This window comes from Brevundimonas sp. DC300-4, assembly GCF_049897365.1.
In the GTDB taxonomy this organism is placed as follows: Bacteria; Pseudomonadota; Alphaproteobacteria; order Caulobacterales; family Caulobacteraceae; genus Brevundimonas.
The window spans coordinates 95,629-113,583 of record NZ_JAFCWC010000004.1; the positions used below are offsets into that span (position 1 = coordinate 95,629).

Genomic DNA, 17,955 nt, shown 5'->3' on the forward strand with positions numbered 1-17,955 from the left:
TCCCGACTGCCCTGGCCGGCGCGACTCTGTCGACTCTGTCGACTCGCTTTTTGGAGTCGCGCTCAGTCGGCTCCGCCTCAGATGATATCCGCCGGCAGGATCTGGCTGGACAGCAATGTCTCCATGCCGTCCCAGGGGTCGGGACCCTGGCGTTCGACCCAGGCCTGCACCGTGTCGCGTCCGAGGCCGTAGTTGATGATGTAGCTGCGGTAGGTCTCGATGAAGCGCAGCCGCTGGGTCGCCCGCTCGGTTGTCGTCAGCATGTATTTTGACAGTTTGGCGATGGTCGCCTCGCGACCGACGCGGCCGGCCAGATAGTCGTCGGCGATGGTGTATTCGGCCCGCGCCAGCTGGCGGACCAGGGCGTTCAGCTCGGCCTTTTCCTCGACCGGGGCGCCGGTCAGTCCCGCCAGAGGCAGCAGGACGTCGCGCTCGAACGTCGCCGCCTCGTCGCCGGGGAAGGCCAGATCGATGCCGTAGTTGGCGCTGCCCTCGGCCACGAACGACATCGGCGAATACAGCGGATAGACGCTCATCTCGACCCAGCCGCGCTCGGCGACGAAGGTCCGTTCCAGCAGGGCGTTGTAGACGTGGTGACCGGGGTAACCCTCATGGCAGCCCAGGTCGATCGCCCGGTCGGTGAAGATCGGCTGGTCGGTGTTGATCTCGATCTTCGAGGCCGCGTCGCCTTGGAAATAGTTGTAGCCTGACCATGGCTTGTCGGTGACGAAGGCTAGGGTGAACCGCTCGTTGGCCGGCAGGGGAATATGGCGGATCGTCCGGGCGCGGCACTCGGCGATGGCCGCGTCCATCACGACCTGCAGCCGGTCGGTCGGAATGACGAAGCCGTTACGGAAGGCCGAGACCCGGTCGGCCAGGGGGCCGGCTCCCGGAACCAGACCGTCGATCCGCGCCAGGATCGGATCATAGGCGGTCAGCGGTTTCAGCTCGGGCCGGACGCCGAACAGGGCATAGGCCTCGTCGGCGAAGCTCATCCGCTCCCCGCCGATCATGTGCAGACGGGCCGATGCCGCCGAGACATGAGCCAGCAGATAGGCCTTTCGCTGCACCACGGCGGGCTCCGCGCCCCGCGTCGACAGGGCGTTCAGTCGCCCGGCAAGGGAGGCTGCGCCCTGGATCAGGGCCGGGACCTCGCGCGGGTTGGCTTTCGCCGCCGCGGCCCATTCCGGCGGGCCGTAGTAGGCGTCGACATAGCCGGGCTCGCGCTCGCCGATCTCCAGGATCAGGGCGACATAGTCCCGCGCCACGGCATCCAGACTGTCGCCGGACGGATCGGGCGAAGGGGCGGTGGCGCAGGCCGCGACCAGCAGAAGGGGCAGGGCGAGGGCGGCAAGGAACAGGCGACGCATGGACGGACTCCGCAAAGACCCCGGCACGCTAGGCGGGGCCGCGCCCTTCGCCAAGCCGTTCCGGGTCCAGCCTTTCCGGGATTGAGGCCGGCCGCGACCTGCTGTAAGGCCCTTCGTCCGGCCGCGAGGCCCGGCGGATGCACCCGTAGCTCAGCTGGATAGAGTACTGCCCTCCGAAGGCAGGGGTCACAGGTTCGAATCCTGTCGGGTGCGCCATTTTCTTTCAATAAAATCAATATTCTAGCGAGTCGCTGCAAGCGACACTCGTCGCTAAACTGCTGTTTTTGCTATGAGCAAAAGCTGTACAAAAAGCAGTATCAAATGCGAACCCTCTGATTATGATATGGAAATCGACGGGAGGGTTCCGATGGACGCTGACGACGCAGACCGGATCGACGTCCGGGGAGATGGCAGAGTCATCCTCTACAAGCGTCCCGGGCTGAAAAATCCGAAGTGGCAGGCACGGATCCGTGTGCCCAACGCTGCCGGCTACAAAATCGTCACCACGAAAACCGCCAACGATCGTGAAGCGGAGCGGTTCGCTCTAGACCTTTACGAGAGCCTCTACATGCACGTGAAAGCGGGCGGCTCCGTCCAATCGAAGACGTTCAAGCAGGTTTTCGAAGAATGGAAAAAGCACGTCACCACCATGGGAACCAGCCGTGGCGGGTCATGGGATGCGACCATTGATCGGGTGGAGATCTACGCAGTTAAGTTTTTCGGGGCTTATCGGATTGAGCAAATCGGAGCGTCGGAATTCTCTCAGTTTTGGGCTTGGCGGAAATCTAACTTCAGCAAGAAGCAGCCCTCAAACGGGACGCTGCGTCGAGAGCGAACTTCGCTCATGCCGGTGTTCAAATATGCCCTGATGAGGGGCTACATCTCGAAGCTGCCTGAAACCGCCCCGCCCAAAGCTACAAGCGACCGGCGACCCACTTTCACCCTCGACGAGTGGCGGACCATCATCAAGGCAGGGCGGGCTTGGGTGCGGGAGGGAAAAAAGAAGTCGACTTGGCGAGATCGGTTCGTCTCTCAGCAGGTGTTTTTCATCCTAGCCAATACCGGGATGCGTGTCGGAGAACTTCGTGGTCTCCGGTGGGGCGACCTGCGGACGGTCAAGACCGACAAAGCGGCTCATCTCGTTGCGTACGTGAGGGGAAAGACAGGGAAGCGTGAGGTGGTGTTCCAAGGGGGAGCAGACATCTACGTGAAGCGGCTATTTGATCTACGCAAAGAGGAGCTGGGGCAGGACCCGGTGCCCTCTAATTTTGTGGTCTGTCACAAGGATGGGACCGCCATCGGGACGATGATGCGGTCCTTCCAGTCCCTGCTAAGCCATGCTGGCATCCCGGCTGAAAAAGACGGTGGTACCCGGACCGTGTACTCACTGCGGCACTTCTATGCCACTCAGCGTCTCTCTCACGATACGAGTCCGTTCCTGCTGGCGAAACAGATGGGCACCTCCGTAGAGATGCTCGAAAAGTTCTACGGACAGACGGTCACGTCAACGCTGGCAGCCCAAATTACCAAAAGCAGTCAGACCGTTTCGAGCAACGATTCCAACCAGTACCCGTTCTCCTAGCAAGCCAAACGCTTGGGCTGGCTAGGCTGGCGGGGACGGCGGATCAGTTTTCAGACTAAATCCACAATACGACTTCGAGCTTCGCTGCTCCCCTCGATGTAGCGTTGTGTGGTCTGAAGCGAGGAGTGACCAGCGAGCATCTGGACGTCTCTGATCGACCCCCCAACCGTCGAGATTTTCCGAGCAGCATTCGTGATGAAGGTCCGTCTGCCGGAGTGAGACGAACACCCGATCAAACCGATGTCGTGATACCAGCGCAGAAACGTGTTCACGACCGCTTGCGGTGACGTCCTGGCGGCTCGCTCGGTGCGCACAACAAAACTGGTATGCGGATCAAATCCTCGTTGCACCCGGTCTTTGCCGTAGAGAGCGATCAGACAGGATCGCAATCCCTTGTTGATGGGGATCTCACGTCCGGACTCACCCTTCGAAGCGTCATTGGTGAGGTTGATCGTTTCAGACACTTCGCCGTCTGAACCTAGGACCATTGTCCATCGAAGGTGAGCGATCTCCTTTGCCCGAAATCCCGCTCGGACGGACAGGAGAAGCACGGTCTGATTCCGCAAACCGTGCCGGAGCGAACCTACATAGTTGTAGACCATCTCCACTTGCGATTTCGAAAGCGTCTTTGCCTGTTTTCCAAGTCCCATAGAACCCTCCCACTGATTATAGAACGTAGTAGGAGAGATGTAATATAATAAGAAATGATCGTACACATTTGAGGCAGGTGAGAATGATCAATCAGATCATAGCTTTGTGACGGCTGATAATAATTTGTATATTTTATAATTAGGACAAAAGAGCAGCACTGTAAATGTCCTAACTATAATTCCCAAAAACGGAACAATGATGATGTGATAAAAAAAAGGAAATATCACATGAACAAAAGCGAAAATAGACAGACTTACGCGAATAAGATTTACAGCCCAGATGTTTTCAACATTCGACCAAATACATGGTCTGGTAAAGCTCTAGATATTGGCGGCTGGGTCTTGCGGACTCGATATCGTACAAACGAAGGGCACGTTATTAATCTGGCGTTGCCGAACAATATGCATTACGAAATTCGTTATTACCACAACGATGAACTAGGGCAATACGGAGCGTTCGTATCTGGTCAATGCGATGGGGAGCCTGTGATCGTCCAAGTTTATATAGATGAGATCTGGTATGCCTATACGGGTGATGAACCTGAACAGACCTTGGCGACTCACCTCATCGTTATGCCGCCTAGTGTAGAGAATGAAATGATGGAGCGGTTCCGAACAATCGAAGAAGCGTCTATTGAGGACTTGGAACCATGGCGGGAATGGGTTGCGAGAATGGCAAGATATAGCCTAATCTACGAAAAAGACCAATATCTCGCACGAAAGTTTGCTTATCGCGATCCAGTCGACGTGACAAACGTAGGTGCCATTGTAACATTTGTCGAATGCAAGTCAGATGCAACCAGTTGAACGGAGGGAATTGCAACAGATTGTCACTGTTTACTGTTGGCTGCAGCGCTATGGTGCCGGTGTTCCTCGTACAACGTAAGGACACTAAGGGCAGTTTGTACTGTTGATGTGATTACTTGTGATTGTGACCTGTTGTGTGTTTCGTCATCAGGACAAATCCCCTGTCGCGAATCTGTCCTGTGTCTATTTATGCATAAGTGCAGAATGATAATGCGACAACAAAGGGGAGATCGCATGTCTATGAATGAAAATCTACAAAATGAATTGCAAGAGGTATTTAGTTTAAGAGGAATCGCAGTCCGTTCGACAACTTGGTCAGGTCAGGCTCTTTTTCTAGGAACCGATTTCGTCATCAGGCAGCATCACCGTATGAAGGGAGGCAAAATTATTCATCTCAATCTGCCAAACAGCAGTCTGTATGAGCTGAGAGCCTGCCAAAATAGCTGGTTTATATCTGGTCATTGCGACGGGAAGCGTGTGATCGTCCACGTCTTCCGAGAAGAGGTTTTGGCGTGCAACCCGGGGACTAAACCAGCACCGGTCTTGGCGCTGCACCTTATCGTAATGGTGCCAAGCGTAGGGGCTGAGATGATGGAGCGGTTCGGCGCAGACGAGGGTGCGTCGATCCAGTTTTTGATGCCTTGGACGGTATGGACTGAAATAAAAGCAGATCTGGATGCCGACGATGATGTGGAGCCGTGGTTGGACGGACCCGACCCAGTCGACTTGACGTCAGAACCAGTGATAGCCAGCTTCGCCGAACGTGGGTGAAACGATCAGGGTGAGAGAGGGAGGCTCTTCAGCTTCCCTCCGTCTTTGATGAAATCCTACGGTGTGGGGCAGCGGATTAAAGTCTCCGAACCCCGGTTTTGATCCCCATATGGCTGCCAGGTTATCGTTATTCGATCACGGCTTTGCCATTCGACAGCACCAAATAGCTGCCCTCCTGGATGGTCCAGAACGACTTCACTGCCTTTCCAAGCGTCCCATCTCACCAGCAAATTTGATCCATCATATGTGTATCTAGCGATGCTTTCGATCTCCAAATCGAAGTTAGCCACCTCACCATTGTCGTGGAAAAACCAACCCACTCCAGACCCAGAACACTCAAGTGCTGAATAGCTCCAAATGCCAACTATTGACGTAACCGTCGGAATAAAAGGTTGTGGTGCGATAACGTTTGTATCTGATAATGTGGTGAGACCTACATTATTAAATCTGGCAGCGGCTACGTTGCCTTGCCCTTTCAGATACTCGACGAGCCGTGGCTGTTCTCCCTCGCCAGCCTTTAAGTCGGCATTGAGCACGACATAGGTTGCGTTTGCCCAGCACGCTTGGTCACCAGTTCCAATCTGGACCCAATCACCCTCTGCCTTTTTGGACTCGAACTCTGCGTATCCGCTCACCTGGCGAATGACGTTGGCATTCCCGTTTGGCTCAGCACGGCAGTTGATGTTCTCACCGACGATTGCGACCGTTGATGTTGGATCACCGTCAGACGGGGACCTCATCACGAACCAAGCGCCAGCCGCCAAAGCAATCGCCGCCACAGCGACGCCACCCAGGATGACCGGGCTAATCCCGGAGCGACCTGGGGGATCTTGGAACGGGTCAATCATTTGGTTTGGTTTGCCGCTAGATGGATCGTCACTCATTCGACTGGCTCACAGGGACGGTCATTGAATGCGAGGGCTTCGGCTTGTTCGACAAACGCTGACCCTTCGAATGCAGAGCCCGCCAGTGGCACATACTAATCATAGCTTGTGAGCCCATAGCCGTGGTTCTGCAAAAACACCTCCAGGGCTTCGGGGAAGCCACTGTAGACCACCTCAGAACCCGACGGGCATTGACTATCGGTCGGCACAAGGCAGCCAGTCAGCCCATAATCGGAGGTCGGGTCATACGATCGGAGCATTAAGTCCCAAGCTCCGTTTTGGTCGTCGTCAGCCCTAACCGCAGTCGCAACATAGCCTGCGCAGGCGGCGTTGGAGCGCTCCTCACAGCGCTGCCTTAACTGGGCAAGGTTCCGTCCATAATATCGCATAAACCGAGTTTCGCCCGACACGTCCTGAACTCCACCACGCTGGAGGGAGCCGATGACCATCGGACCACAGCAGTTGCCCGGAGCAAATGCGTAGGCAAACTCGGGGTCTGGAGTGACAAATTCTTTCCGAGCGTCGCCATCGATATCAGTCGGTAGGGAGGCGCCCGTCGTGGCGAACGAACTTAAGTCGACCACCGCAATTGAAGGACCGCTCGGATCGACAAGGTAAAAGGATGCAATCTGATTATTGCCCCCCTGATGGCTCGATATGAGAAGCTGGTGCTCGCTGCTTCGCTCATCCATGCGGACAAACGCAATTTGAGTCCCGATTGGAGCCAGGTCGGTCAGAACTTTTGACTTCCCGTCCACCGTTGTGACTGTGAACTCAATCTCCCCCTCGTTGGGGAGAGAGCGCATGGTGACCGTGATATTGTCAAACCGATAAACATTTTCTTGGTTCTCAGGACCCCATTCAATCCAAGTGTCGACTGGAGCCAAATCTGTAGCGGCTGAGGGAGCACCGGCTGAGGGACCTCTAAGGTACTCCACGAGCCTTGGCTGTTCCCCCTCCCCAGCCTTCTGGTCGGCATTGAGCACGACATAGGTAGCGTTTGCCCAGCACGCTTGGTCACCAGTTCCAATCTGGACCCAATCACCCTCTGCTTTTTGGGACTCGAACTCTGCGTATCCGCTCCACTGGCGGACGACGGCAGCACTCCCGTTTGGCGCAGCACGGCAGTTGATGTTCTCACCGACGATTGCGACCGTTGATGTTGGACCTTCGTCTGACGGCGACTTCATCACGAACCAAGCACCAGCTGCCACAGCAATCGCCGCCACAGCGACGCCACCCAGGATGACCGGGCTAATCCCGGAGCGACCTGGGGGATCTTGGAACGGGTCAATCATTTGGTTTGGTTTGCCGCTAGATGGATCGACACTCATTAGGCTGGCTCACAGGGACGCTCGTTGAATGCGAGGGTATCGGCTTCGTAGAGGAACTGCGCTCCAGCGAATCTTTGGTTTGAGGGTTCGAATATGGACACAGTCCCTTGTGTCCCTACGCTCATGGACCAGAGGTCCTCTTGTCCCGCAATCTGGACCTTGATTTTGCCCCAAGGGGTGTCGGGGGCAAATGAAACCCTGACGCCGTCGCAGGTCCAGCCAGCGGGACGCAGAAGATCTGGTTTAGTGGGGTCATCCGAGTCGTTGGGCGGCACGCCGATCAGTTGCATATCACGAGTTGAGAGGCTGCCTCTTGGGGGTGATGGAGCAGCATTCGGTCGGACCCCCGTTTCATCGGTCGCTACCGGCTGCTTTGCATCAATCGGGCTCACTGCGTCCTGATTAACAGGATTTCGTACGGCTGCTAAAGTGTCGGCAATCATCTGAACGTTCGGACCCCACAATACAGCTTCGTTCAAACCAGTTGGAGCAAACTTCTGCCTGTCCCCATCCGCAGTAACGCCATCAAACGACGTTGTACGCATAAACTGTGAATCAGCAGTCGTAGTAATTTCAACACAAACGTCGCTCCCAGGCGTAATATTGTAGAGCTGCAATATTGCCTCAACTACTCTTGAGGCTGCCGCTTGTTTTTCTATTGAGCTTATAGATGAACCGTTCCGTTCCATATTTGAAGCGTTAAGGCTTTGTCGCAATTGTGAAATGTATTCGTTTCCGCCTTTGCATGAACGAAGAGTGTCTCCGGCATTACTATACTTCGATACCGTACTGCCTTGGATATCGAGAGCATCGTTTTCACTTATAAAAACTACCTGACCACTACGGCATGTCTCTTGTATGAAGTCGTTTTCTTTGACAAAGGAACACTCTTCTAAGATCATAACCTCTCTGGATAACCCGACGAACTTCAAAACGGAACCAGATTTGGTCACTTCTAGCAAAGCCGCTGCGGTCGGGTTCTTTTCGATATCACCAGAGCAACTGACCAATGTTATGGAGAGCATTGCCATGAGTGAACGTTCTACGATATTAAGCATTTTATTTCTTTTCAAAAGCCGGCTGCGTCTACCACTTGGCACTGTATGTCTGCTGTTTGGTCATCACGAAGAATATTGAAACTGGATGAGATTGTCTCGCTAGGGCTCACATCTTGATATATTGTTTCGTCGTTTTGTTTGATTGTGGTCCCATTCTGACCGAGTTGCCAGCAGCGCAATATAGGATTACGCTGCCGTGAAGCGCCGTTGTTGGTTATTTCAACATAAATCGTTGTCGTGAAGAATCCGTCATAAGATTCTGTCAAACCAGTAACGTCTAAGCGAGCCTCGACGGAGGACCCTGTTGAAAGCTCTCGCCCCCCCTGTATAGAAGTGCCGCTAAATGCGGGATCGATACTTCTAATTTCGGCGTCAGAATTAGATCTGTTTTGGCTTTCTGCTGCACCAAAGGCAGGGTCTATGGAGCCGCTCTGCGCCGAAAATTCATTCTGGTCAGAGCCGCCCACTTGCTTACCCCGAGATAAAATCTCTGGGATGATGTTTAACACTGGATTGTCATTCGAAATGCCTGACAAAAAGGTTCGGAGGTCGCCCCTATGAAAAAATAGTATAACGGCAAACACCATTATTCCGAAGAAAGCGCCAATATTCACATCGCCATTATCTATAGACGGTGTAGGTTCCGTTGAACCATTCCGCCGTGCCAAAACCGATACCGTTAAGACGATAGCTATCCACAATATTATGCAAATGACGATCGTTACAACGAGGAGTATGGCACCTCCTGCAAAAGATGGTGAGATCGTAGACGAAGCGGTATTTATCGATTGATTATATCCATCATCAACAACGAGCTCGCTCGTAGCGTTATTGCTCCCAGTAAAGAGTTGACGAAACGGGGGAAATAATATGGTGAAGGCAATAATCGTTACGATGCCAAAGATTGAGCCTCTAGCAGAGTGATAACCGAGAGAGCGTGATATTTTAGGACTGTCAGCCTTTCCACGCATTTGTGAAAACCACATTGAGATGTCGTTTATAAGAACGCTGGCGCCCATTCCCATGCCGAAAAAAAACAGCAAAAGTATAATATAGACCACTATAGTCTCGCTACTCATTACGTCTCCCATCTATCTACGAGCGCTTTGAAATCATACGGCGTGTTAGGTGACGTGCCGATAGCCAGAGAATGTCAAACTGTACGAAGCAATTAACCAGAGGTCTCTCAAGAGATTCAGAAGCGGACCGCCGTCAACCTAAAAACTGCGCTACGTCTTTTCGATTAACCCTGCCAGGGGCAACCCTAACGCTAGCGTTTGGATCGGTAAACGGGTGTCGCTAGAATCGTAGAACGATAATCGTTGTGTTGGGCTTCTGAAGGTCCTGCCGGCTTGGCAGCCGAGCGGAGCCTACTCCCTCAAAAACCTCGATCCGCTTGGGCTGGGACTTCTCCAGTGCGGTGATCAGCTCCCGCTTGGTGCGAGGGGGATCAATCTTCGTGAGCATCGACGTACCCGAAGAATGGGGATGCGGACATGGTGACGGGGATCCCGCCGCCATTGCCCTGGCTTGTCCAGATCGTCCGTTGATCGAGCACCGCTAGACGCTCGTTATCGACTGCCAGGTCATCAGCTGCCTTCGCAATGTAGGAATCAATGAGGGAGCGCAGGGCAGCGCTGACAGATGTGCCTGTCTGACGACAGGCGGCTTTCAGCCGTTCGCTGGTCTTGGCTTGTAGCCGTAGGTTTATTTGTCTGTGTGGCTCCATGGGGTGCTCCTCTGGAATTTGGTTACAGCTATTGATCAAGGCTGAACGGGGCAGCCTCGGTAAGCACCGTGTTGCGAGGGTCTATACCCGGTCGCTGGTGCCGTGCTCGTTGAGCTGGCAGTTCTGCCAGTCGAGTGCGATGTCGAATTCGGGCTTGTCCCTCAGCTTGAGCTGGTAGCTCAGCCACCCGTCGTTGCATGGTTGAACGTCGCCCTGTCGATAGCCCCAGCGGGTCTCACCCCAAGCCGCTCGAATGACCTCGGGAAATGCCAATTCAAGGTCTGCCCTCGGACAGTCGACCATTGCGTGGACGTGCAGCCTCTTCTTGACTCCACTCTCAAGGACGGAAAACATCTGGATCCGACGTCCATGGCGCTTGTAGGCGGTTCCGAAGCATCGTCGGCTTAGAAGGTTGGCGAAATGGCGGACGTTCTGGCTTGCACTGATGGTGTCGATCCGATGACCAGTGTCCGGAAGTCGCTGTTTCAGCGTTAGCGTGACCGCAAAGGGGCGCTGCCAATACGATGCCGCTAGCCACTCTTTGGCTTGCGTTTGGATCTCACGCTTATGGAAAGTGTTTCTAATATCGAATTGCATATATCTTATTTATACAATTCAATCCTTTTCGAAGCACGGACAGATGAGAAAAATCACTTGAGTCCTCATCAGCTCAGCGTGAAATTTCGTATGCTGTCAGGATGTTGGAACTTGTATCAGTAGTGTGGGGGAAGACCTTCGCTTACGTTCTGTGCTGCCTTCCAGCCACGGTCTTTGAATCTTCTGATCTTGCGAATCTGATCCTGATCAAATGACATCAAGCCTCCCTCCTCGTAACTTGGCTCGATCCCGTGGGGCAACCACGTGCTGCGTTTTCGCTTGCCGAGCATCTGATGAAGCGATGTTGCGAATGCGGGGTTGATCGCAGGACGGCTCAAGTCCAGCCAGTGACTGACCACAATGAGAGCGTCGTAGATGTTTTTGCCACGTAACTCCTTGCCTGCCAGCTCTACTCGATTGAGGCGCACTGCTGACGATTTGGTGTGCAAAGGGTCCAAGCCCAATGCGACCATCTCTTTGTCCTGGGCTTCCTTGATCAGAGATCGAACTTCAGACACGGATCGGGTCAGTGGGGCTGTGACCGGGACTTTTAGCAGCAGGAACCCCGGAGAAGCTGATCCGGTGGAGACGCTCTGCACCCCAGCTAGTTCAAACAGATCCTTATGTGTCCTCCACCACTGATCGAACGGTTCAGATCCATCACCCCAGTCCGCATAAGCCGACAGGTTGGCATCCAACGAATGCCGCAGGTCCCGCTCTCTGAGGCAGAGTCGATAGAACTCATACCAAAGCCGCACGAACTGCTTGTCTGACTTGATCTGGGGCTGCTTCATGGGCTTAGGTAGCCAGATTGAGGAAGCAGAAACAATCTACAAAACCTATACACAACAGATTTATGCCATCTAACGTATTGAAATACAAGAGATAACAGGATCGAGTTGCGCCCTCCGAAGGCAGGGGTCACAGGTTCGAATCCTGTCGGGTGCGCCACTTTGCTTCAGAAGTATATGAAATTGCTAGCTTAAATCTGCTCCAGGAAGCTGGTTCATAAGACGGTTCATAAGTCTTTTGCCGGGTTTGGTTAGCGGTCCCAGATTTGGCTGAGACAGTAACCCCCGTCGGCTTCTGGCAGAATGGCGGTATTCAAAATGTTGGCTCCTAGTACCAACCCGCGCCTCACTATCGCCGCCCCCAGTCGGGCGCGCGGCTAGGCTGCACCGGAAAGCCGCGCTGATTGGCCCAATCGCTGGCCTAACACTTTCCGCGTCGTTGGATTGCGCATAGGCTGAGAACGCGGGGACTTTAAATGAACTCAGTGACAATCGCAGATACCCAGCGCGTCGCGTGGAACGCTCGCTTACCATCCTTTATCACCGGCGCGAGTCTCGCGGAAAAGCTTGATTGGGCTCCGAGCCTACAGAGACTTTTTCGCCAGCAGGTTCAGTCGCAGCCTGTGCCCGGCTGGACGCCGTCCGACGGCGACTTATACTCCTCAATCTGCGACCTGCTGTGTTTGCCTGGTGGCCTTGCCATTTTCGAGGATCGGGTGGCCGGGTTCGACTCGAAAAAGAGAGGCCTTCTGAGGGCCCTCATTGACGCTGGCTGGCGCCATCTGCCTAGCGACACCAGGTTCCGGTCGAGATCTCCCGCAGCGCTGCTGTCGGCGATGATCCGCCAGGAAGCGTGGGACATCGCTAGCTGGATGGCGTGGTCCCAGTGTGAGATTGGGGCGTCGAAGAGCGAGCGTAAAGACGCCGCCACCGTCTACGAGATCGTCAAAGCTCACAGCGAACTCGTCACACGGCTTGGGGACTATTGGGCGAACCTAGGCTGGTCGCGCGGTTCATACGATGAAGCCCAGATGTCGGCGGATCACGCCTCAAGCGAGGAAGAGACCGCCGCCACCTTGCTGGAGCTGTCCTGGCAAGAGGAAATCGCCGATCTAAGCCGGCGGCTGATTGAGGCTACCATCGGCGATGATTTATCGCATGCGCTTGAAGCCGCAGGTGAACGACTAAGGGTTCTAAGTCGGGAATGGGCCGAAGCGGGCGCTGCCTCACTAGGATCTCGTCGCGACGCGGCCTTGGCGGCTCTCGCAGACACCTTGCGCGCCGTCGAGCCGCCCTTGAGGGTCGCCAGCCTGACCATCGACCAGTTCGTTGAAGCCCTTGGTCTGGCGATCAGGATCGACGACGTCGCGCGGATCTGCAAGGTGGAGGCGGCGGTCACTGAGGCGCAGTATCTTAGAGAGGAAACGTTGCTCGCGGCGGATGCCGAGGAGGACGCTAAGGCTCGGCAAGAGCGCGAGGACTCGGACACCGCGGATGCCGCTTACAACGCGGCGCGAAGCCATCGCCGTAAGGTGGCAGAGACACTGACCACCTTTGCGGACAACCACCTGTACAATCTGCTGACAGAGGATCGGCCAAGAGACCATGAGGACGTGCGCGTCTCGACGGCAAGCTGTGAACCCGCCCTGGCGGTGGATACCGGACCCGACGTGGCGGACGGCGAACCGCAGACCGCGTCGGATACCAAGGCGCTAAGTCAATCGGCGCAGACCGTGGCGGACCAGGACCTCGCAACCCTGGCGGATGCGATTGAACCCGAAGTGCACGATAGGGTCGTCGAAGCCATCGCAGCGGAAAGCCGGGATGTCGCTCCAACACAGGGCGACGCGCAGATTGCTGAGGTAACGCCGCCGCCCCTGCTGGTATTGCCTCCAGAGCTTGCCGTGGTGCCGCTCGACACGCCTGTCGAGGCGGCGATCGAACAGGCGCTGATAGCCAAGCGCTACGGACTCGCCTTCCATCTCGCGGCGGCGGCGGAGGAACTGGGCGGTGGACCCGGCCTGGTGCCGCCGAAGGTCCTGGAGGCGCTGGCCGTCGGCGCCGCGGCCGGTTCCGCGCGGCTGATCCCGGCCGCGAGCCGCTACAAGACGCTGCAGGAGGAGGTCCTCCTTGCGATGGACGCCAGTTCCACACCGTCGACCCGACTGACGGTTTTCGCCGGGGCTATCAGACCGGCGCTGTTCGCACCCGACTCGTCGGGCGTCGAGATCCTGGGCCGCGCCAATCTCGGCGATTATGGAGCCGGTCTCCACGAACTCTGCCAGTTCGTGACCTTGGAGATCCGAGGCCGCGGGCTGAACCTCACGCCGGCTGATTTTGCGCCGGCCACCGCGGACGGTGATCGCCGTGTGAGTGAAGAAGCGGCGCGTCAGGCGCTGCTCGACTTCGCCGCGACGGCACCCAGCCGCAGGCTGAAGTTCCATCGCGCCATCGTCATCTGGACGGATGTCTTCCGCCAGGGTCCTGTCGCCGAGGCGATCGCGGCCGTCGAAAAGAAGGCGGACAACGCGACGGCGCTGGCGAAGGCGGCCGAGGCGTGGATTTACGAGGACACCGCCGAGCAAAGGGTCGATCTGCTCGACGTCGCTCACCGAACGCGCAAGGATCGACCGCTCGAGGCCGGGGTCCGCCTTCGCCTTGCCGATTGGCTTCGCCAGACAGCTCAACACCTTGGGCATTGGGTTGAGGCGCACGCGGCGTGCGAAAGCACCCAGGGCGAGCACATCCTGGAAAAACTGCACGAATTGCGCCGTCATCTTCAAGCCGCGCAGAACGATCTGGAATCGTTGTCAGACAGCCACCCCTACCTTCGTGCGCCGGTGCAGGCCGCGGTGGATGTCGTGACCGAACTCCTCAACGTGTCACAGACCGCGGCCGAATCGCCGCTGACGCTAGAGATGATCCTCAACGATGATCTGCTCCTGTTCGATCCCCCGATCCTGCGTCGAGGTTCGGAGACGCTCGGCGCTGATCAAGTCGAAACGATCGTGCGACAGGGTTCATCCATTGCTGCGGAGCCGGCCGACTTCGAGACCGCTTTCGAAACGGCCGTCGTGGCCGGCCGCTTCGGCGCCGCGCGACAGATACTCGAACGTCTGACCGCAAACGATGTGCCTCTCGCGCCGCTGGAACAGGCGCTCAAGGCGTCCGCTGACTCCTGGATGACGAAGGCGAGCGACCGTGCGGAGAAGCTGCGCGGAAAGATCGACGACCTCCTGGGAGCCGACCAATCGGCCAGGATCGACGTGAGCTTGTCGGCGCGCCTCGACGGCCTGCTGACCGTCTTGCGTGCGGAAACGGTCGCGGTGGACACTCAGCTCGACTTCGCCGCTCTCGATGTTCAACTCAAGGAGATCGAGTCCGACGTTCGCAATGGTTTCGAAATCTTGCTCGTTCCGCTCCGCCAAAGCATCGATGACCTGAAAGCAAGGGGCCAGAACACCGCTGAACTGGAGGAAATGGCCGAGCATCATGACCTTGCCACCTTGGTCGAACATATCGATGCTGCGAACGACGGCGTGGATTGGACAATCAAACGGGGTAGCGCGCTTGAGGCCTTTGCCGGTCACTGTCTGACGGAGGACTACGAACGCATCCCGAGCAGCGATCGTGGCATAGCGGACCTCATCAGGGCGGCGGAAGCCCGGCGTCGAACACCTGCGGCTGACTTCTCGCTTCTGGATGCCGATGAGGCGGAGCGCGCGCGCGAGCTGCTTACCGCATGGCGCGATCTGCGGAATCCGCAAGCGCGGCGCGAGACGGCCTTGACGAAACTGATGCAGGCCCTGGGCTTCACATCGGCGGAAGTGAAAGACAACGGGGCGCTCGGCAAGGCTCACGGCGCCCCGCGACGCATGACCTTGCAGACGGACAAGATCGCCGACCGAGACATCTGCCGGGTTCCCGCTTTCGGCAGCGAGGCGAACGGCCGGTACATGATCATCCTGGCCGAGCCGTCAGCGGTAAAGACGGGAGAGGAACTGACCAGCTGGCTCGATCAGCTTACCGGCTCCACAACCACACCGACACTGATTGTCGTCACCGGGCATCTGCCGTTCAAGAGCCGCAACTTTTTCATGAGCGAAGTGCGTCGGCGGGGCGGGTCCGCCTCGTGCGGGCTGATCGACGAAGCCATGGTGGTGTTCCTGGCGGCACAGAAGGATCGGCGCCGCGGTCACATCTTCGACCTCGCCCTGCCCATGGGCCTGGTGCAGCCTTACGCGGATACCGCTGCCCGCACGTCTCAGGAAATGTTCTACGGTCGCAAGAACGAGTTGGACGATCTGTGGGATCGCAACGGGTCGTGCCTGGTATACGGGGGCCGGCAGCTCGGAAAGACAGCGCTGCTCAAACAGATCCAGCTGCGCCATAATAAGCCGCCCGCCCAGCTGGTCATCTACGGCGATCTCCAGGCGGAACTGCCTGGCGCCAATGGACTCAACATCTGGCGCTGGCTCGGCGGCAAGCTGAAGGGAGAGGCTGGCTTCGCTAACCGCGATGCAAGGACACAGGCGGAAGTCGAAGCGAGCATCCGCGCTTGGCTCGGCACCGATGGCCGAAGGCGTTTGCTGGTTCTCGTCGATGAGGCGGACGAGTTTCTTCATCAAGAATTAATCAACCAGTATAGCACCCTAGCCAAGATCCGAGATCTGATGCAGGCGACGGATCGCTATTGCAAGTTCGTGTTCGCCGGCCTCCACGACGTGCAGCGGCTGGCCCGCATGCCCAACTCACCGTTGCTGCATTTTGGCGCGCCCGTCCGCGTCGGTCCACTGATGGGCGGGGATTTGCCGGAAGCGCGAGCCATGGCCGAGGGACCCTTGGCGACCGCTGGTTTCGTCTTCGAATCGCCTTCGTTGGCCGGGCGGATGCTGAGCCAAGTCGGCTACTATCCGTCTCTGCTGCAGGCCCTTTGCAAGGGCCTGATCGAGCGAATGAACAAGTCCATCGGCCGACGGCCGGGACCGGCCGGCCGCTCGCTGCTGCCTATCGTCATTACGGACCGGGATCTTGAGGAGACTTTCCAGGACAGCGCGTTCCGAAAGAACATCCAACTTAAGTTCGAAAACACTCTGAACCTGGATGAACGTTACCGCCTGATCACCTTCGTCATGCTGGTCGATAGCCTGGCGCGGCGCGACCAAGGGGCATTGCCCATCGGCCTGAAGGATGCCGAGTTGCAGCGCCTGGCTCTGGAATGGTGGCCGCAGGGGTTTGTCGAGGATCAGTCGCTCGACGCGTTCCAAGGCCTGTTGCAGGAGATGATCGGCCTCGGCGTTCTCATCGAGCAGGCCGATGGCCGCTTCGTGATCCGCTCCGCGCGGATCGCCGACATGCTGGGTGGTCGCGAACAGATCGAACGCAAGCTCGTGGAGTTGTCGGATACCGAAGCCCCCAGCCGCCTCGACACCGGCACGCTTCGCCGCCTTTGCGGAACCACCCCGTCGCCGCTGACCGCACGGCAGGAGACCATGCTTCTGTCGAACTCCAAGCCCGCTAGCGCCGTGCACGTCCTGGCGTCGTCAAGGGCGCTGGGTATGGATGAGATCGCGACATCCTTGTTGGATATCAACGACGATACCAAGGTCAAGATCGTCAGGCGCAGCTACCAGAACTTGCGGCAGTTCGAACAGGCCATCGAGACCGCAGCGTCGAGCATCGATCAAAAGGAACGCGGCCTGCTGGTGCTGGCCGGACCCTGGCTGGGGGCGGAAACAATCACCTTGGCGGCTCGCAACGCCAGGGTGCGCCAGGCGCAAAAGGACGGCCGCTACGGGATGCGTGTCCTGCTGGTTCCCTACGAAGTGGATTGGCGGGAACTGAACACCGCGGTCGATCGCGATGACATCATTTCGTTGTCTCCGCTCGGGGAAAATTCTCTCGGCCAGTTCGTCAAACGGCATTGGAGCGGATCGTTCCCCGTGCAGCCGGACGAAGCGCAGATAAAGGAAATCCGCCGACTGACGGGCGGCTTCCCTCGCTTTCTGCAGCAGCCGAAAGGTCGGACAGTCGCCGAAATGATCGAAACGCTGAGGGCGCGCACGGACGAACTTCATCAATCGGAGGACATATTCGGGCTGCTCGGATTGGATGACGATGCGCTGCGAAGCGTCCTTACGGTGATCGCCGAAGTGGGCTACGATGCCGAAGTATCGGACGACCTGATGCGGGATGTCGGGATCGACGATCCGCAGGCGGCGATGCGCCAGGTCGAGCGGCTGGGTCTTGTCGAACGTCACGCCAGCCAGCAGAGCTACGAGGCCGAGCGTCGGCTCAACCCGCTGGTGCAGGCCGCCATGGCGCGGCGGCAGGGCTAGGGTGCGTCATCCGGACCTTTGGACCTTGCCCGGCCCGCGCCGGT

Annotated in this window: 13 protein-coding genes and 1 tRNA gene; 5 read left to right on the plus strand and 9 right to left on the minus strand. The window is 57.1% G+C overall.

What is annotated here, in order from left to right; all coding sequences use genetic code 11:
• Positions 1-77 precede the first annotated feature (77 nt).
• Entirely contained in the window at positions 78-1,370 is a 1,293-nt protein-coding gene (locus ACP7AZ_RS08365; RefSeq protein WP_426037935.1) for a hypothetical protein, read from the minus strand.
• Between the two features lie 139 nt (positions 1,371-1,509).
• Here ACP7AZ_RS08365 and ACP7AZ_RS08370 point away from each other — a divergent pair.
• Positions 1,510-1,586 (plus strand) — tRNA-Arg (locus ACP7AZ_RS08370).
• 151 nt (positions 1,587-1,737) lie between these two features.
• Positions 1,738-2,952 carry a tyrosine-type recombinase/integrase gene (locus ACP7AZ_RS08375; RefSeq protein WP_426037937.1) on the plus strand — a complete coding sequence of 405 codons (1,215 nt, stop codon included), beginning with the start codon at positions 1,738-1,740 and terminating at the stop codon, positions 2,950-2,952.
• A 50-nt stretch (positions 2,953-3,002) separates the two neighbouring features.
• Here the strand turns inward: ACP7AZ_RS08375 and ACP7AZ_RS08380 are convergent, their stop codons facing one another.
• Positions 3,003-3,602, minus strand: coding sequence for a tyrosine-type recombinase/integrase (locus ACP7AZ_RS08380; RefSeq protein ID WP_426037939.1), 600 nt, complete (start codon positions 3,600-3,602; stop codon positions 3,003-3,005).
• 228 nt (positions 3,603-3,830) lie between these two features.
• On the opposite strand from ACP7AZ_RS08380, the gene ACP7AZ_RS08385 reads away from it, so the two are divergent.
• Together ACP7AZ_RS08385 and ACP7AZ_RS08390 are read left to right on the plus strand one after the other, a co-directional pair.
• Positions 3,831-4,409, plus strand: a complete 579-nt coding sequence (locus tag ACP7AZ_RS08385) for a hypothetical protein (RefSeq protein WP_426037941.1) — start codon at positions 3,831-3,833, stop codon at positions 4,407-4,409.
• 234 nt (positions 4,410-4,643) lie between these two features.
• Complete coding sequence (locus ACP7AZ_RS08390; RefSeq protein ID WP_426037943.1) at positions 4,644-5,180, plus strand: hypothetical protein; 537 nt, start codon at positions 4,644-4,646, stop codon at positions 5,178-5,180.
• A 56-nt stretch (positions 5,181-5,236) separates the two neighbouring features.
• Here ACP7AZ_RS08390 and ACP7AZ_RS08395 read toward each other — a convergent pair whose 3' ends face one another.
• From ACP7AZ_RS08395 to ACP7AZ_RS08425, 7 genes are all read right to left on the minus strand, one after another.
• Positions 5,237-6,064, minus strand: a complete 828-nt coding sequence (locus tag ACP7AZ_RS08395) for a hypothetical protein (protein WP_426037945.1) — start codon at positions 6,062-6,064, stop codon at positions 5,237-5,239.
• Between the two features lie 95 nt (positions 6,065-6,159).
• Positions 6,160-7,362, minus strand: a complete 1,203-nt coding sequence (locus ACP7AZ_RS08400) for a hypothetical protein (protein WP_426037947.1) — start codon at positions 7,360-7,362, stop codon at positions 6,160-6,162.
• A gap of 35 nt (positions 7,363-7,397) precedes the next feature.
• Positions 7,398-8,456 carry a hypothetical protein gene (locus ACP7AZ_RS08405; protein ID WP_426037949.1) on the minus strand — a complete coding sequence of 353 codons (1,059 nt, stop codon included), beginning with the start codon at positions 8,454-8,456 and terminating at the stop codon, positions 7,398-7,400.
• A gap of 11 nt (positions 8,457-8,467) precedes the next feature.
• Positions 8,468-9,535 (minus strand): hypothetical protein, encoded by a 1,068-nt coding sequence (locus tag ACP7AZ_RS08410; protein ID WP_426037951.1) that lies wholly within the window; start codon positions 9,533-9,535, stop codon positions 8,468-8,470.
• A gap of 371 nt (positions 9,536-9,906) precedes the next feature.
• The gene (locus ACP7AZ_RS08415; protein WP_426037953.1) at positions 9,907-10,185 is read right to left on the minus strand and encodes a ribbon-helix-helix protein, CopG family; all 279 of its coding nucleotides are present in this window, start codon (positions 10,183-10,185) and stop codon (positions 9,907-9,909) included.
• A gap of 81 nt (positions 10,186-10,266) precedes the next feature.
• Complete coding sequence (locus ACP7AZ_RS08420) at positions 10,267-10,782, minus strand: hypothetical protein (protein ID WP_426037955.1); 516 nt, start codon at positions 10,780-10,782, stop codon at positions 10,267-10,269.
• 116 nt (positions 10,783-10,898) lie between these two features.
• Complete coding sequence (locus tag ACP7AZ_RS08425; RefSeq protein WP_426037957.1) at positions 10,899-11,576, minus strand: hypothetical protein; 678 nt, start codon at positions 11,574-11,576, stop codon at positions 10,899-10,901.
• Positions 11,577-12,049: 473 nt separating this feature from the next.
• On the opposite strand from ACP7AZ_RS08425, the gene ACP7AZ_RS08430 reads away from it, so the two are divergent.
• Complete coding sequence (locus ACP7AZ_RS08430; RefSeq protein ID WP_426037959.1) at positions 12,050-17,911, plus strand: hypothetical protein; 5,862 nt, start codon at positions 12,050-12,052, stop codon at positions 17,909-17,911.
• Positions 17,912-17,955 lie beyond the last annotated feature (44 nt).

What these genes read in the sequence shown, in the direction of transcription:
- ACP7AZ_RS08385 (WP_426037941.1), top strand. Translation starts at nt 3,831, where the DNA reads ATGAACAAAAGCGAAAATAGACAGACTTACGCGAATAAGATTTACAGC.
- ACP7AZ_RS08390 (WP_426037943.1), top strand. Translation starts at nt 4,644, where the DNA reads ATGTCTATGAATGAAAATCTACAAAATGAATTGCAAGAGGTATTTAGT.
- ACP7AZ_RS08420 (WP_426037955.1), bottom strand. Translation starts at nt 10,782, where the DNA reads ATGCAATTCGATATTAGAAACACTTTCCATAAGCGTGAGATCCAAACG.
- ACP7AZ_RS08415 (WP_426037953.1), bottom strand. Translation starts at nt 10,185, where the DNA reads ATGGAGCCACACAGACAAATAAACCTACGGCTACAAGCCAAGACCAGC.
- ACP7AZ_RS08405 (WP_426037949.1), bottom strand. Translation starts at nt 8,456, where the DNA reads ATGCTTAATATCGTAGAACGTTCACTCATGGCAATGCTCTCCATAACA.
- ACP7AZ_RS08400 (WP_426037947.1), bottom strand. Translation starts at nt 7,362, where the DNA reads ATGATTGACCCGTTCCAAGATCCCCCAGGTCGCTCCGGGATTAGCCCG.
- ACP7AZ_RS08380 (WP_426037939.1), bottom strand. Translation starts at nt 3,602, where the DNA reads ATGGGACTTGGAAAACAGGCAAAGACGCTTTCGAAATCGCAAGTGGAG.
- ACP7AZ_RS08375 (WP_426037937.1), top strand. Translation starts at nt 1,738, where the DNA reads ATGGACGCTGACGACGCAGACCGGATCGACGTCCGGGGAGATGGCAGA.
- ACP7AZ_RS08425 (WP_426037957.1), bottom strand. Translation starts at nt 11,576, where the DNA reads ATGAAGCAGCCCCAGATCAAGTCAGACAAGCAGTTCGTGCGGCTTTGG.
- ACP7AZ_RS08430 (WP_426037959.1), top strand. Translation starts at nt 12,050, where the DNA reads ATGAACTCAGTGACAATCGCAGATACCCAGCGCGTCGCGTGGAACGCT.
- ACP7AZ_RS08395 (WP_426037945.1), bottom strand. Translation starts at nt 6,064, where the DNA reads ATGAGTGACGATCCATCTAGCGGCAAACCAAACCAAATGATTGACCCG.
- ACP7AZ_RS08365 (WP_426037935.1), bottom strand. Translation starts at nt 1,370, where the DNA reads ATGCGTCGCCTGTTCCTTGCCGCCCTCGCCCTGCCCCTTCTGCTGGTC.
- ACP7AZ_RS08410 (WP_426037951.1), bottom strand. Translation starts at nt 9,535, where the DNA reads ATGAGTAGCGAGACTATAGTGGTCTATATTATACTTTTGCTGTTTTTT.